The organism is Acidibrevibacterium fodinaquatile (assembly GCF_003352165.1).
GTDB lineage: Bacteria > Pseudomonadota > Alphaproteobacteria > Acetobacterales > Acetobacteraceae > Acidibrevibacterium > Acidibrevibacterium fodinaquatile.
Map to the genome: position 1 here is coordinate 628,453 of NZ_CP029176.1, position 14,315 is coordinate 642,767.

10 protein-coding genes, 1 tRNA gene and 3 pseudogenes are annotated in these 14,315 nt (G+C 62.1%); 6 read left to right on the forward strand and 8 right to left on the reverse strand.

Annotation, left to right across the window (positions count from 1 at the left end):
- Nucleotides 1–7: 7 nt before the first annotated feature.
- The 3 genes from DEF76_RS03095 to DEF76_RS03105 are packed head-to-tail and all read right to left on the reverse strand — an operon-like array spanning nucleotide 8 to nucleotide 3,170.
- Nucleotides 8–1,009 (reverse strand): tyrosine-type recombinase/integrase, encoded by a 1,002-nt coding sequence (locus tag DEF76_RS03095; RefSeq protein ID WP_114911067.1) that lies wholly within the window; start codon nucleotides 1,007–1,009, stop codon nucleotides 8–10.
- Nucleotides 1,006–1,932: a tyrosine-type recombinase/integrase gene (locus DEF76_RS03100; RefSeq protein ID WP_114911068.1), complete on the reverse strand. Its 927-nt coding sequence runs from the start codon at nucleotides 1,930–1,932 to the stop codon at nucleotides 1,006–1,008. Before DEF76_RS03100 ends, DEF76_RS03095 begins: the two co-directional genes overlap by 4 nt.
- Nucleotides 1,929–3,170 carry a site-specific integrase gene (locus DEF76_RS03105; protein ID WP_114913627.1) on the reverse strand — a complete coding sequence of 414 codons (1,242 nt, stop codon included), beginning with the start codon at nucleotides 3,168–3,170 and terminating at the stop codon, nucleotides 1,929–1,931. The genes DEF76_RS03100 and DEF76_RS03105 overlap by 4 nt, the downstream gene beginning before the upstream one ends.
- Nucleotides 3,171–3,293: 123 nt before the next feature.
- Here DEF76_RS03105 and DEF76_RS03110 point away from each other — a divergent pair.
- Nucleotides 3,294–3,428, forward strand: a pseudogene (locus DEF76_RS03110) (transposase domain-containing protein); the annotation flags it as partial.
- 141 nt (nucleotides 3,429–3,569) lie between these two features.
- Nucleotides 3,570–3,710: pseudogene (locus DEF76_RS19210) on the forward strand (DUF3363 domain-containing protein); the annotation flags it as partial.
- Between the two features lie 64 nt (nucleotides 3,711–3,774).
- Here DEF76_RS19210 and DEF76_RS03115 read toward each other — a convergent pair.
- Nucleotides 3,775–5,126, reverse strand: a protein-coding gene (locus DEF76_RS03115) for an IS3 family transposase (RefSeq protein ID WP_408842556.1) whose coding sequence is annotated in 2 segments (ribosomal slippage) — nucleotides 3,775–4,788 and nucleotides 4,791–5,126 — 1,350 coding nt in all. Because the reading frame shifts where the segments join, the coding sequence is not laid out codon by codon here.
- A gap of 85 nt (nucleotides 5,127–5,211) precedes the next feature.
- On the opposite strand from DEF76_RS03115, the pseudogene DEF76_RS03120 reads away from it, so the two are divergent.
- The 3 genes and pseudogenes from DEF76_RS03120 to DEF76_RS03130 form a co-directional block, all read left to right on the forward strand.
- Nucleotides 5,212–5,988 (forward strand): annotated as a pseudogene (locus DEF76_RS03120) (IS3 family transposase); the annotation flags it as partial.
- A gap of 76 nt (nucleotides 5,989–6,064) precedes the next feature.
- On the forward strand, nucleotides 6,065–6,265 hold the full coding sequence (locus tag DEF76_RS03125; RefSeq protein WP_274966641.1) for a metal-sensitive transcriptional regulator: 201 nt from the start codon (nucleotides 6,065–6,067) through the stop codon (nucleotides 6,263–6,265).
- Nucleotides 6,266–6,282: 17 nt separating this feature from the next.
- Nucleotides 6,283–7,815, forward strand: a complete 1,533-nt coding sequence (locus DEF76_RS03130) for a multicopper oxidase family protein (RefSeq protein ID WP_114911071.1) — start codon at nucleotides 6,283–6,285, stop codon at nucleotides 7,813–7,815.
- Nucleotides 7,816–7,966: 151 nt separating this feature from the next.
- Here DEF76_RS03130 and DEF76_RS03135 read toward each other — a convergent pair whose 3' ends face one another.
- The gene (locus DEF76_RS03135) at nucleotides 7,967–8,599 is read right to left on the reverse strand and encodes a class I SAM-dependent methyltransferase (protein ID WP_114913628.1); all 633 of its coding nucleotides are present in this window, start codon (nucleotides 8,597–8,599) and stop codon (nucleotides 7,967–7,969) included.
- Between the two features lie 144 nt (nucleotides 8,600–8,743).
- Here DEF76_RS03135 and DEF76_RS03140 point away from each other — a divergent pair, with 144 nt between their 5' ends.
- The gene (locus DEF76_RS03140) at nucleotides 8,744–9,409 is read left to right on the forward strand and encodes an ArsR/SmtB family transcription factor (protein ID WP_114913629.1); all 666 of its coding nucleotides are present in this window, start codon (nucleotides 8,744–8,746) and stop codon (nucleotides 9,407–9,409) included.
- An 836-nt stretch (nucleotides 9,410–10,245) separates the two neighbouring features.
- Here DEF76_RS03140 and DEF76_RS03150 read toward each other — a convergent pair.
- From DEF76_RS03150 to DEF76_RS03160, 3 genes are all read right to left on the reverse strand, one after another.
- Nucleotides 10,246–11,457 (reverse strand): tyrosine-type recombinase/integrase, encoded by a 1,212-nt coding sequence (locus DEF76_RS03150; RefSeq protein ID WP_114911072.1) that lies wholly within the window; start codon nucleotides 11,455–11,457, stop codon nucleotides 10,246–10,248.
- Nucleotides 11,458–11,667: 210 nt separating this feature from the next.
- Nucleotides 11,668–11,743: transfer RNA gene (locus DEF76_RS03155), tRNA-Phe, on the reverse strand.
- 87 nt (nucleotides 11,744–11,830) lie between these two features.
- Nucleotides 11,831–13,960, reverse strand: coding sequence for an amylo-alpha-1,6-glucosidase (locus DEF76_RS03160; protein WP_114911073.1), 2,130 nt, complete (start codon nucleotides 13,958–13,960; stop codon nucleotides 11,831–11,833).
- Nucleotides 13,961–14,315: the final 355 nt, after the last annotated feature.

Consider the following 14,315-nt stretch of genomic DNA (forward strand, 5'->3'; position numbering starts at 1 on the left):
TGGGCTCTTATAGCGCCTCGAGGAAGGCGAGCAGGCGGTCGCTCGGCCGGAAACGGATCCGCTTGCCACGCTCGTACGGCTTGAGCTTCGCCAGAGCTGCTTCCTTGAGTGCGAGATGGGCATGCAAGTAGGTCTGCGTCGTTTCAATCGACTCATGACCGAGCCACAGCGCGATCACGGAGCAATCGACGCCCGCTTGCAACAGCTCCATCGCAGCGCTGTGCCTCAGCACGTGCGGCGACACCCGTTTGGACGCCAATGATGGACACCTCTCGCTGGCGACACGCGCATGCTTGGCCAGGAGCGACTGGACACTGTCGGCGCTCAGCCGGCCGCCGTGCACGTTGGGAAACAACGCGCTCGCGGCGCGGCGCGCCGGTTCCTTGAGCCATGCCTGGAGGGCGCCTCGCGCGTGCGAGGTGAGCGGCGTGCATCGCTCCTTTCGCCCTTTGCCGACGCATCGCACATGCGCGCCGGCGCCGAGATGGATGGCATCCCTGTCGAGGCTGATCAGCTCGGAGAGGCGCAAGCCTGTCTGGGCCGCGAGCAGCAGCAGGGTATAATCGCGGCGTCCGAGCCATGTCGTGCGGTTAGGAGCGGCAAGGATCGCCTCGATCTCGGGCCGCGTCAGGAAATGCACCTGACGCTTGTCGTGGCGTTTGCTCGGTATCCCAAGGACTCGCTGGATAAGGGCGCTGTGGGCCGGCTCCTCGAAGGAGACGAACCGGAAGAACGAGCGAATGGCCGTCAGACGCAGGTTGCGGGTCCTGACGCTGGTGCCCCGCTTCATCTCGAGATCAGCGAGGAACGCGCTGATAAAAGGCACATCGAGATCGTCGAGGGCCAGCGCCGAGGGAGGCTTGTGGAGCCGCGCCTGTGCAAACGTGAACAACAGCCGGAACGTGTCCCTGTAGGATGCGATCGTGTTGGCGCTGACATTGCGCTGACGCATGAGCCGCTCGGTGAAGTAACGCTCGATGAGCGTGGCGACGTTGCCGCTCGGCTTCATGGCATGGCCTCCCACCGCCGATCGAGGCGCCGTGCCGCCTCTTCCATCAACTCCGGACAGGCCGAGAGGTACCAATAGGTATCGCGCACGCAGGCGTGACCGAGGTAGGTGGAGAGCGCCGGGAGTTGCTGTTCGACATCGATCCCCTTGCGATACCAGCCGAGAAGTGTCCGGATGGCGAAGCGATGCCGGAGGTCATGTACGCGAGGCCCGGTGTGATCGCCCGGCCGTCGCAGGCCGATCTCGCGGGACAAGCGCCAGAAAACACGATGAACGTACTGGTGCAGCAATCGACCGCCGCGCTCGGCCACGAAGAAGTGCGGGCCGCAGCGCGATCCAAGGTGAGCGTCACGCCGATGGGCGTAGCTGAGCAGAGCGTCGCGGGTCGTCCGATGCAAGGGTACGAGGCGCGACTTGCCGAACTTGCTCTGTCGAACCGTCAGCATGCCCTCGTCGAGGTCGACATCGCTGCGCTGAAGCCCGATCACCTCGGACAGACGCATGCCCGTCGCCGCGATCAAGCCGAACAGATAATGGTAGGTCCATCGCCGCAGTCCGTTTGTAGGCGGCAAGGTCAGCGCCGCCGTCAGCAATGCACCGATCTCCGCATCGCTGTAAACGTAGGGCTTGGCGCGCTTCAGGGCTGGCAAGATTCCGGCGGGCGGCACCTCCGTCGCCGGATCGATGTTCGCCACATGGCGCGCGAACCCGCGCACGTCGGTCAACCGCAACGCCCAGGAGGCGTGTCGATCGGGTGGCAATGTCGCCCAGGCCACAGCCAGCTTCGTGGTGATGGTCGTGGCTTTGCGCGTCTCCATGAAGGAGACGAAGTCGGAGAGCCGCCGCGCCTGATGGAGGTACTTATATCCAAGCCCCTGGCGCATGCTCAGATACCGCTCGAGCCTGGACCGCAGACTGGTCATTGCACGCCTCCCGGCCACGGCAGGCTCAACGTCCGGAGTGCCTCGATATCGACCTTCGCATAGATGCGCGTGGTATCGAGGCTCTCGTGTCGCAGTAGCTGGCCAATCTCCGACAAGGTCGCGCCGGACCTGAGAAGCTCGGTGGCAAGGCTGTGTCGGAAGATGTGGGCCCCTTGGTGTGCGTGGCCACGGATGCCGGCGCGCTCCAGAGCGGTCTTGGCGACCATCGTAATCGCGCATCCGGATGCAAAGCCGACGTGAGGCGCCAGCGTGCGCAGAAACAGCCGGCGACACGAGGATATCGGGCGGCCATCACGCAGGTACGCGACAACAGCTGCGCCGACGTCTACAGGCATCGGCATCCGCGCTCGCTGCCGACCCTTGGCGGGAATGAACATCTCGCCGGATCGCCAGTCGATATCATCCAGGGTGAGGGTGGCGACCTCGTTGGCCCGCAATCCCAGCTTGGCCAGCATCATGAGGATGGCGTAGTCCCGCCGCCCCAACGCCATCGTTCGATCGCAGCGGTCGAGGATCTGCTGGACCTGCGCGGCGGACAGATAGGTCGGGAGGCTTGCGAGCTTCCATCGCCTGATGGAGGGCACGCAGCCGGCCAGAGCGAGCGGGCTCAGCCCTCTATGATGGAGGTAGCGGAGAAATGCGCGCAGCGACCAGCACATTGCCTTCCCGGAGTCTGCACTCCAATCCCGGGCGTGGCGTTCGATATAGCGGGTGACGTCTTCCTGGCTGATCTTGCCGAGGTCGCTGGCACCGGCAGGGCACACCTCACGCAGGAACCGGCGGATGACCGGCAGGTGACGGATGATGGTCCTCGACGCCAGACCTCGTTCCCTTTGCAGATAATCGCCGAACTCCTCGAATATCTGGTCCTGCGGACTGATCGGCGGCACTGCCGCCGGCGCGATCACGTCCGCGCCACGCAGCACGGACAGCAACCGCTTCAGCGCCGCCCGATCGCCCGGCTGAATGGATTGCTTCCGTGCTCGGTGCTTGAGGTACCGCTCGACCATGCGTTCATCGAGATTGGTCAGCTTCGAGCGGCTTCTCGTGATCCAACTCAGGAGATCACCGACCAGATTCAGGCATCGCCAAGTGCCGTGGCGAGCGAGCCCGTCTTTGACGAGACGCGCCGCGTAGAGTTCAACGAACTGTCCGTGGGGTCCGCTCTTCAGGCGCCGGAACAACCGGCTCCTATCAAAGTACTCTTCCGCAACCATGATCCTGTTCTCCGCTATTGCAAGCGGAAGCACAGGACCAACTATGCCGAGCCAATCATATGCCCGTTACGAAGAATCCTCGGGAAAACGACCCGGTTCGGCATAGTTCGGCGGGCGGCATAAACCTGCAAGCTGAACGCCGTCGATCCGCAGTGTTATCTCGCAGAAACCATCACCCGCCTCGTCAACGGCTGGCGAAACTCCCGCATCGACGAACTCATGCCCTGGAAAGCCAAGTCCAAATATCAGGCCGCCTGAACGTCAAGAACCCAATACAAGGGCCTCGGGACTTCGCTTACTCTTGACCCACCCCATAAAAGGAAGAGGGCCGCGCCGCTCTTCGCGGCGGGTTGGAGGTCGAGAGAGAGGCTCTCGGCCGCCCGCCACGGAGAAACCCCGATGGCCACTGCCATTCAGAAGATCACCCTGTCGTCCTCGCGCGACATTCCCTTCAACAAGCTGGTGCTGTCCCAGTCGAACGTCCGCCGCGTGAAGGCCGGCGTCTCGATCGAAGAGCTGGCCGAGGATGTCCATCGTCGAATGATTTGAGACAATTGGCAGCGTGATTTAACGGAGGTTTTGGCTCATCTCTTGGGTTAAAAGTTTAAGCGGCTATTTGGTTATGGCGCAAGCGTCTTTGCTGGATGGTTTGACGCTTGATTTGTTCCCGCTCACGCAGGATGTCCTGGGCCCTGCCATGATAGGCATCGGCTGGCGTAACGTTGCAGAGGCTCTCATGGTAGCGGCGGTGGTTGTAATGCTCGATGAAGGCGGCGATCTGGCGTTCAAGATCACCCGGCAGGTAATAGTTTTCGAGCAAGATGCGGTTTTTCAACGTCTGATTCCAGCGCTCGATCTTGCCCTGGGTTTGCGGATGACACGGCGCACCACGGATGTGCTCGATATTTCGCCGCCCCAGCCATTTGGCCAGATCGCCCGCGATGTAACACGGCCCGTTATCGGACAGCAGGCGCGGCCTTTGCGCGACTTTAGCTGAGGCACAGCCTGAGGCTTCGAGGGCCAGGTTCAGCGTGTCGGTGACATCCTCGGCCTGCACGGTGGTGCATAGCTTCCAGGCGATGACGTAACGGGAATAATCATCGAGGATGGTTGAGAGATACATCCACCCCCAGCCGATGACTTTCAAATACGTGAAGTCTGTCTGCCAGAGCTGGTTCGGCGCCGTGGTTTTGGTTTTGAATTCATTAGCCGCTTTGACGACGATGAAGGCTGGCGAGGTGATCAGATCGTGCGCCTTGGGCAGCCGGTAGACCGATGCTTCGGAGACGAAATAGCTTTCTGTATCCGTGAACGTCACTGCCAGTTCCCGCGGGCTGAGTTCAGGCTTGTCCAAGGCCAGATCGATGATTTTATCGCGTACGTCATCGCCTATGCGGTTCCACACGCGGTCTGGCTTTGAGGGGCGGTCGTGCAACGCCTCAGGCCCGCCGGCACGATAGTGCTCGTACCAGCGATAGAATGTCGGGCGGGGGATGCCGAGCTGCTCCAGCGTCCGGCGCACCGGCAGGTGCGATTGTTCAACCAGCCGGATGATCTCCAGCTTCTCGGGGGCGCAATACCTCATTCGCGGCCGTCCCCAGCCCCGATCATGTTTTTTTTAAGCAGGCGCAGCTCGAGCGCCTGCTCGGCTACCACCTCCTTGAGGGCCTGGGCTTCATGGCGCAGCGCCTTTACCTCGCCTGAGGTCGCTTCCCGCGCTGTATCGCCCGCCAGGCGGCGCTTGCCCGCTTCAAGGAATTCCTTGGACCAGGAATAATACATACTCTCGGCAATGCCCTCGCGCCGGCATAGCTCGGAGATGCTGTGCTCACCCCGCAGCCCCTCCAGCACAATGCGGATTTTATCTTCCGCCGAATAATGCCGCCGCGTCGCACGGCGAATGTCACGCACCACCGCCTCGGCAGGCGGTTTTGAAGTCGAGGATTTCTGGCTCATCTACGCTCCTTCGTCGCTACGATGAGCCAGAAATCCTCCTTTATTCAAGATGCCAAGTTTGTCTCATGGGCGCTGACGGGGGACAGTACGCGATAAAATCATCGATCTGGCCTTGGACAAGCCTGAACTCAGCCCGCGGGAACTGGCAGTGACGTTCACGGATACAGAAAGCTATTTCGTCTCCGAAGCATCGGTCTACCGGCTGCTCAAGGCGCACGATCTGATCACCTCGCCAGCCTTCATCGTCGTCAAAGCGGCTAATGAATTCAAAACCAAAACCACGGCGCCGAACCAGCTCTGGCAGACAGACTTCACGTATTTGAAAGTCATCGGCTGGGGGTGGATGTATCTCTCAACCATCCTCGATGATTATTCCCGTTACGTCATCGCCTGGAAGCTATGCACCACCATGCAGGCCGAGGATGTCACCGACACGCTGAACCTGGCCCTCGAAGCCTCAGGCTGTGCCTCAGCTAAAGTCGCGCAAAGGCCGCGCCTGCTGTCCGATAACGGGCCGTGTTACATCGCGGGCGATCTGGCCAAATGGCTGGGGCGGCGAAATATCGAGCACATCCGTGGTGCGCCGTGTCATCCGCAAACCCAGGGCAAGATCGAGCGCTGGAATCAGACGTTGAAAAACCGCATCTTGCTCGAAAACTATTACCTGCCGGGTGATCTTGAACGCCAGATCGCCGCCTTCATCGAGCATTACAACCACCGCCGCTACCATGAGAGCCTCTGCAACGTTACGCCAGCCGATGCCTATCATGGCAGGGGCCAGGACATCCTGCGTGAGCGGGAACAAATCAAGCGTCAAACCATCCAGCAAAGACGCTTGCGCCATAACCAAATAGCCGCTTAAACTTTTAACCCAAGAGGTGAGCCAAAACCTCCGTTAAATCACGCTGCCAATTGTCTCAAATCATTCGACGATGGACATGGTAGAAGAGGACAGATACTGCGTGGACACCTTGACCCAGATCAGTGCCGTGCGATCCGCGCTTCTCAAAGTCGAGGAGGAAATCCTGCGGGATCATGTGTCGCACTGCGTCGCGGGTGCTTTCACATCTGGCAACGTCGTCGATCAGCGCCACAAGGTCGATGAACTCGTCGAGGCGATCGGCCGCATGACCCGGTAATAGCGAGGGATTTTATCATGAGCATGCTCTTCTCCCGCCGGCAGGTCCTGGCTTCTGGTGTGGCGGCAACAATGCTGGCAGGCCTGCCCAGAGCCCGTGCGGCAACTGGCTCAAAGCGGCTGACGGCCGGAACCCGTGTCATCGACGTCAACGGCAAGCCTGCGAAGGTCTTTCATCTGACCGGCCCGGACGGCAGGCCAGGTTTACGCGTTGCCGCTGGCGAGCGGTTCCAGGCACAGCTTGTTAACGAGACCGGCGTGCCGACGATCGTTCACTGGCACGGCCAGCTTCCGCCGTGGACGCAGGATGGCTTTCCCTGGCCGCAGACACCCTCGCTCGGGCCTGGCGTAACCCACGAATATGATTTTGCCCCTATCCCCGGGACGTACTGGATGCATTCGCATCACGGGTTGCAAGAGCAGAGCTTGATGACCGCTCCGCTCATTGTCCGCGACGTGGCCGAGGCACAGGAGGATCGGCAGGAAATCGTGCTGATGCTGCACGATTTCAGCTTCCGCGCGCCGGATGAACTGCTCGCTGGCCTCACCAGAACGAGTGTCGCCGCGGCGGGCGGCATGGCCGGGATGACGGAGAATGTGCCGGCGGCCATGGCCGGCACCACGATGCCTCATGCGACGATGAGCATGTCCTCCGGCATGGGCGGAATGCAAATGTCGGGATCGTCGATGATGTCGGGTTCGACCTCGATGCAGGGCATGGGTAGCATGCACATGGACCTCAACGACATCAATTACGATGCCTTTCTGGCGAACGATCGGACGCTCACCGATCCGGAGATCGTGCGTGTCGAACGCGCAGGTCGGGTACGGTTGCGTGTCATCAACGGCGCATCGTCAAGCCAGTTCTGGCTCGACCTCGGTGCGCTGACAGGGCGCGTCGTTGCGGTGGACGGCCATGGGGTGATCCCAGTGAGCGGCCGGCGTTTCCCGATCGCCATTGCGCAACGCCTCGACATTTTGGTCGACTTGCCGGATGCCGGTGCATTCCCGGTGACGGCGGAACTTGAAGGCACAGGTCACCGGACAGGGATCATTCTGGCAACATCTGGCGCCTCCATCATTAGGCTGCCAGGAATGGTATCCGACATGGCGAAGCCGGTAGACAACTCACTCGAAGCTCAGTTGCGCGCCACGGCCCCGCTGGCGTCCCGTAAGCCGGATGTCGTTCAGCAGATCGCGCTTGCAGGTGGCATGCAGCCCTATGCCTGGTCGCTCAACGGTGAGTTCTGGCCGAAGATCACGCCGCTGATGCTGAGCAAAGGTCAGCGCGTTGAAATCGAGTTGATCAATCATTCGCCTATGGCGCATCCGATGCACCTGCACGGCCACAGTTTTCAGGTCGTCGCGGTCAACGGGCGGTCGGTCAATGGAGCCGTGCGCGACACCGTGCTTGTCGAACCGATGCCGGGAAGCGTGCGGATTGCTTTTGATGCCAACAACCCGGGCCGTTGGGCATTCCACTGCCATAACCTCTACCACATGGCGACCGGTATGATGACCGAGTTCCGCTACGAGGGAATTGCTGTCTAGATATCACCACCGGGTTGATGATCTGGAATTTCCGTTCAAACCACTCCTTCAGACAGTCTGCCTCTCGTGGGGCAGACCTTTCGGGGTGAACTTGGAGGGCGCCGCAATGCGTCCGCTCAGGATCAGCTGCATATCACGGACGGGCCAGCCCTTATGCTGCTGCACCTGGCAAGCGACGGAGGGTGCTGAACTGAAATGCCTGGGTCCGTCCCTCGGGGGTCACGTGTGCATGCCGTAGCGTATTAACTAGCCGAAACGAAGGTCCGAGCAGAAAACCGAGGCTTTCGGCATCATAGCGCATGACGGGTAACCCACTGCACGAGTCCGGGCCATCGGGGCCGAATGTCGCGATAATTGCATGACCGCCCGGCCTGAGGGCCTGGGCCAACCGCAACAGATAGGCCGCGCGGTCCGGTTCGGCCACGAGGAAGTGGAACGCCGCACGGTCGTGCCACACGTCATAGGTTCGCGGTGGTGCCCAGGTCACGACGTCGGCAACGATCCACTGCACACGCTCAGCATCGCGGCCCATGCGCCTTTGGGCAGCCGTCAAAGCTGACGACGAAATATCCAATACCGATACGTCCCGAAAGGCGCGCTCCAGCAAGCCATCCACCAAGTGTGCGGCACCACCGCCTATATCGATAACGGAGGATGATGGTGTGCAGACCGTCTCAATAAGGTCCAGTGATGGCTGCGCGCTTTCCTGAAACCAACTGACCTCGCGTTCGCTCTTCGCGACATAGGTCGAGTCCCAATGCGCCTGGCGATCATCGGCTCCCACGGCGGCTATCTCCTTCGATCTAACCTTCTTCGCCAATCGAACGAAGAGCGGGCTTGGGGCATGATGTATGCGCAGACGCTTGAATCTGACATAACATTCAATTAATACGGTGAATGTTTGTATAATGCTGAAGTGGATGTCAAGGTGGGACCCAAGCAGGCAATCTTCACGAGCCTCGCCGAGATCGCGCGCGCGATGGGCCATGCGCATCGGCTGGAACTGCTGGAGCATCTCGCCCAGGGGGAGCGAAGCGTCGACGAATTGGCCGCGCGGGCCAGTCTGACCTTCGCCAATGCGTCTCGGCATCTGCAGATCCTGCGACGAGCGTCGCTTGTGGAGACGCGCCGGGAAGGCAAACGTGTCTTCTACAGCCTCGCGGGCGAGAACGAGACAGTCGGGCTGCTCCGTGCTCTTGCTTCCGTCGGCGAGCGCAACATGGCCGAGGTCGAGCAGGTGATGAGGACCTACTTCCGTAGTCGTGACACCATGGAGCCCATTTCCAGAGCTGAATTGGTGGCGCGCCTGCGGGACGACCTCGTGACGGTTCTGGATGTACGTCCTGAGGACGAGTTTCGGTTGGGCCATCTACCGCGGGCGCTCAACATTCCACTGTCAGAACTCGAACGCCGCCTGACCGAAATAGCACCCGGTCGCGAGGTGGTTGCCTATTGCCGTGGACCCTTTTGTATCCTCTCGTTCGAGGCTGTCGCCCTCTTGAGGACCCGTGGCTACTCAGTTCATCGGCTGGAAGACGGCTACCCAGAGTGGAAAGCCGCCGGACTGCCAGTTGAGGTCGTCACGGACGGTTAAAACAAGCTCCGAAAGGGCCTTGTGGCGATATGTTTGACGATGTCGATATCACAGTTATTGGATGGCCGATTATGCCGCCAATTGAGGAATAGCCTGCTCGATCAATCGCAAGAATCGGGTGTTGCGTGCCCTCGCAGCAGAAATTGCTCGCCTGGTGGCGAACACCTATGCCCAGGTTGGTGTCAGGCTGCCGATCTGTTGCGAGGGCAGGATTTGAACTTGCCCGCTTAGCAGGCGGTGCCCCCTGATTCAAAGGTCTCCGGGCTTGGCGAATGGCCACAGCGGAAAGCGCCGGACGGCCCGCCCGAAGCGCTTACCCGAATCGCTTACCCTGCTTCTTGAGGGCATGGGTAAGCACGATTCTTGCGCTGCGCGCAGCTATGGCGTTCACGCGCCGGCGAGACCAGAACCGATCTTCTTCAGCGCCTCGGGGGTGAATCTCGCGGTAATGGACGATGGGCTGCGGGTTTGACGCAGAAATTGGTCTTCGGATGCTTACCTCTCGCTTACCTGGCCGTCAGAAGGAGGGCAGGTAAGCAGAAGTGGCCCCGAAGGGCCGCTTCTAATGCTTTGATTTTCCAGTGGAAAATTGGAGCGGGCGAAGGGATTCGAACCCTCGACCCCAACCTTGGCAAGATCGCTATCCGACCGCCTGTACCCTTTTTTCCGCCCAACGAGGCGGCTGGCAGGAACCAACACTCTGATCCCTATACCTTGCTGATACCTTGCTACCGATTCTTACGGAATAATTATACATGTTATAACATTGTGTTATAGTGATAGACACCGTGACTGAAAACCGTTGAACCCTCGCACCGTCCCAAGAGTCTTTGTGTTTATTTAACAACCGCCGCAACAACCGTGCGCGAGGCCGGGATCTTCAACTCATCAAGATAGTCAGCCCAACACTGCATCATCGACACGCGTTCGTCCCAATGCTCGCCACGGGCATAGGCCGCGCGGACGCTATTGCCTTCGACATGGGCAAGTTGGCGCTCGATGGCGTCTGGATGCCACTTGCCGGATTCATTCAGGAGGCTTGATGCCGTCGCGCGAAAGCCGTGGCCGGTCGCCTCGTCCTTGGCATATCCCAGCCGCCTGAGCGCGGCGTTCAGGGTGCCATCGGAGATCGGGCGCGACGGCGAACGGACGCCAGCGAACAGGAAATTGCCCCTCGAGATCGCACGAAGCGCGCCGAGCAATTCCACGGCTTGGCGAGATAGCGGCATCTGGTGTGGCCGCCGCATCTTCATTCGGGACGCGGGGATCGACCACACCGCTCGTTCTAAGTCGAACTCTGTCCATTCAGCCAAGCGCAATTCGCCGGGTCGGGGAAACAAGAGCGCGAGCAATTGCAATGCGATCCGCGTGCTTGGCTGCCCATCGAATGCGTCGATGGCGCGCAGCAAGGCACCAAATTTCCTGGCGTCCGTGATCGCCGCCCGCGGCGTTGCCTTGACTTGCGTCAAAGCGCCCCGGAGGGCGTAGGTCGGGTCGATTTCGGCACGGGCGGTGGCGATCGCGTATCTGAATACGCTGCCGATCGTTGACCGAAGCCGGCGAGCCGAATCGAATCTCTCGCGAGCTTCGAGAGACTGCAGGACTTTCAGGATAGCCGGCGCCGCGATCTGACGGATTGGTTCGTCTCCAAACTCCGCGTTGGCGAAGCCAAGGAGCCACTCAACCTTTGCCATGGTCGCCTCTGACCGCTTCTCCCGCCGGAGTTTCGCGACATACTCAGCGGCGATGTGGCGGAACGTCGGGGCGTTCGCCCGAGCCTGAGCCTGTCGCTTTTTTTCGAGTGCCGGATCCAGGCCATCCGCCAGTATGCGCTTCGCGTCCTCTCGCGCCTGGCGGGCACGCGCCAACGGAACCGTGGGGTAGACCCCGAGCGCGAGGAGCTTTTGCTTGCCGTCGAACCGGTAGGCGAGCCGCCACAATCGGGCGCCGGTCGGCTGCAGCCATAGCTGGAGCCCGCCACCGTCGGTCAGTTTTTGGAGCCTGGGTCCGGGTTGTGCTGACCGGCACTTTGCATCCGTCAAAGGCATCGGCTTGTCCTCCTGGGAGGCACGATACCAACAAGGGGGTCGGATACCAACATGGATACCAGCAGACGAAGGGGCATACCGGCGGCACGCTATGGTATCCGCGGCTACGCTACCGCGCGCTAAACCCCCGCATTATACCGATTTATCAGTGGCATAAGAGGGCTATAGCGTAGTCCTGGCGGTGAAAAGAAACAATGGCGAAGAAGGGGATGGTGCCCAGGGGCGGAATCGAACCACCGACACTGCGATTTTCAGTCGCATGCTCTACCAACTGAGCTACCTGGGCAAGCTGGTCGCGACAGCATAGCCGATGCGCGGGATGTGATCAACCCGTGCCATCGGCCGCCCCGGCCCGCTGACAACGCCGCAGGCGCTAATCGCGGCGGGTGATGCGAATGGCGGCGCCGTTGCGGCTTTGTGGCAGGCAGGCGATGTGGGTGCCGGTGCGTTCGAAGCGCAGGTCTATCGTGTCCCCGCCGAGCGAAAGACCGCGCAGATCGAGGCGATCGATGCCCTCCGGCAGCGCCGGGTGGTCGAGCAGGATGTCGCCCTGCCAGCCATCGATGGTGATGCCGAGGCACGATTGCAGCAGCATGAACACCGATCCCGCCGACCAGGCCTGCGGCAGGCAGGCGACCGGGTAGGCAATCGGCGCTTCGCCCGGCGCGCGCGGAAAGCCGCAAAAAAGCTCGGGCAGACGCATGTCGAAATGAACGGCGGCTTCGAACATCTGCCCCGTAAAGTGTAACACCGCCGCTTGCCGGCCATAGCGCGCAAGGCCGGCGACCACGAGCGCGGTGTCATGCGGCCAGACCGAGCCGTTATGGTAAGACATCGGGTTGAACCGCGCCGCCCCCCGCACGAGCGTGCGGATGCCCCAGCCGCTATCGAACCCCGGCGCCTGGAGATGGCGGGCGACGCGGGCGGCGCGCTCGGGCGCCGGCAGGCCGGAGAACAGAAGCTGCCCGGCATTGGAGGTCAACACCCGGCAAAGCTCGCCCGCGCCATCGATCGCGATGCCGTAGCCGCCGGCCTCCGGCATCCAGAATTTCGCCTCGACCGCTTGCTGCAAGGCCTTCGCGCGGGCCAGCCAGTGCGCGGCATCGCCGCTCTCGCCGCGCCGGGTGGCGAGATCGGCCATCGCGTGCAGTGCCGCGAAGACATAGCCCTGCACTTCGACGAGGGCGATCGGCCCCTCGGGAAAGCGGCCATCGGCGTGGAACACCGAATCCTCGCTGTCCTTCCACCCCTGATTGGCCAATCCGCTCGCCGCCCCCCGGGCATAGGCGAGAAACCCGTCGGCATGGCGATCGGCGCTGCGTTCGATCCAGCCGAGGGCAGCGCGCAGCGCCGGCCACAGGGTTTTGATGAAGCCGAGATCGCCGGTCCGCGCGGCATAGGCGCCGGCGAGGATGAGAAACAGCGGCGTGGTATCGACGCCGCCGTAATAATGGCCGAACGGCAATTCGCCGAGCGCCGTCATCTCCCCCTTGCGGGCCTCGTGCATGATCTTGCCGGGCTCGGCATCGCGAAAGGCCGAGGTCTCGGTCGCCTGGTTCTTGGCGAGGAAGGCGAGCACGCCGCGGGCAAGCCGCGGGTCGAGCCAGAGCGTCTGCAAAGCGGTGACGATGGCGTCGCGCCCGAAGGTCGTCGAAAACCAGGGAATGCCGGCGTAAGGGTAGGGGCCGGTCGGCAATTCGGTGGTCAGCAGCGCGAGATCGGCGGCGGAACGGTCGATCCAGGCGTTAAAGAGGCGGGTCGGCGTTGCGAGCCGTGCGGCGCGGCGGCGTTCGCGCCACATGCTGGCGCGGGCTTGGGCGGCGGCGGCGCGAAACCGCGCGGGCGACGGCGCCGGCACGTCCCCCGGCCCGACCACGAGATGGAGGGCGGCGCTCCCGGCCGGCGCGAGATCGACATGAAACTCCGCCCGCCCGGCCGCGAGCGCGTTCGGCCGCGCCGAAAAGGCGATCAGGCACTGCCGTTCCACCCCATCGAGGCCGTGATAGGCAAAACGCACCGCGCTCTCGCGGCGTTCCGGGGCGAGGAGTTCGCCGCGCGCCGCGCGATGGCTGCCGCGGACCTCGAACATGTCGCGGAAATCCGCCTCGAACAACAGAACCAGCGGCACCACCGCCGGGGTCTCGCCGTAATTGGTGAACAGCAATTGCTCATGGAGATGGCGCTGCCAGAGAAACCGGCGGCGTTCGACGTGAATGACCCCTTCGGGCAGCGGATGCCCGCCGAGCGGCGGCAGCGGCCGGTTTGAGATGTTGGCGGTGAAGAACACATTGTCATGGGAAATCGCGGTGCTGAGGAGCGACGGCGTGGTCTCCCCGAGCAGCAGCCGAAAGCGCGAGAGGAGCCGCGTGTCGTCATCGAACAACCCGTCGCCGTCGCCGAGAATGTCGCCGAGCGGGTCGCAGACGATGAAGGTATCGCCGCGCTTGAGGGCATGCAGGCGAAGCGGCTCGCGCGCCGGCGGCGGCGCGGCGGCACCGCTCACGCGCCCCCCCGGCGATGGCGCATCGCACCCTGATCCTCGATCGTCCGCATCGCATTCCTGCTCCCGCTCTCGGCGCGTGAGTTTCGCATGGGTTTCGCCCGCTTGTCACGGCGGCGATGGCGGCCCTTGGCCGCGCGATCGCGGCGTTGCGGCGGCGGGCATGCGCGCATGAGTAGAGAGCGGGGGGATGCCGCCGCCGCCAATTGTCCACCGCCGGGGGAATTGCCTGGATTCTGAAGGCGATGGCGGGCGACGTTAAAAACATCCCCCGGGCGCGAGGGAAAAATGCAGTAAAATCATTATGTTAAAAATTAGCGCGGCGGCGCGGCAGGTTAATCCGCAATCCGCAGGGCGC

What these genes read in the sequence shown, in the direction of transcription:
- DEF76_RS03130 (WP_114911071.1), top strand. Translation starts at nt 6,283, where the DNA reads ATGAGCATGCTCTTCTCCCGCCGGCAGGTCCTGGCTTCTGGTGTGGCG.
- DEF76_RS03095 (WP_114911067.1), bottom strand. Translation starts at nt 1,009, where the DNA reads ATGAAGCCGAGCGGCAACGTCGCCACGCTCATCGAGCGTTACTTCACC.
- DEF76_RS03100 (WP_114911068.1), bottom strand. Translation starts at nt 1,932, where the DNA reads ATGACCAGTCTGCGGTCCAGGCTCGAGCGGTATCTGAGCATGCGCCAG.
- DEF76_RS03125 (WP_274966641.1), top strand. Translation starts at nt 6,065, where the DNA reads ATGGTAGAAGAGGACAGATACTGCGTGGACACCTTGACCCAGATCAGT.
- DEF76_RS03105 (WP_114913627.1), bottom strand. Translation starts at nt 3,170, where the DNA reads ATGGTTGCGGAAGAGTACTTTGATAGGAGCCGGTTGTTCCGGCGCCTG.
- DEF76_RS03150 (WP_114911072.1), bottom strand. Translation starts at nt 11,457, where the DNA reads ATGCCTTTGACGGATGCAAAGTGCCGGTCAGCACAACCCGGACCCAGG.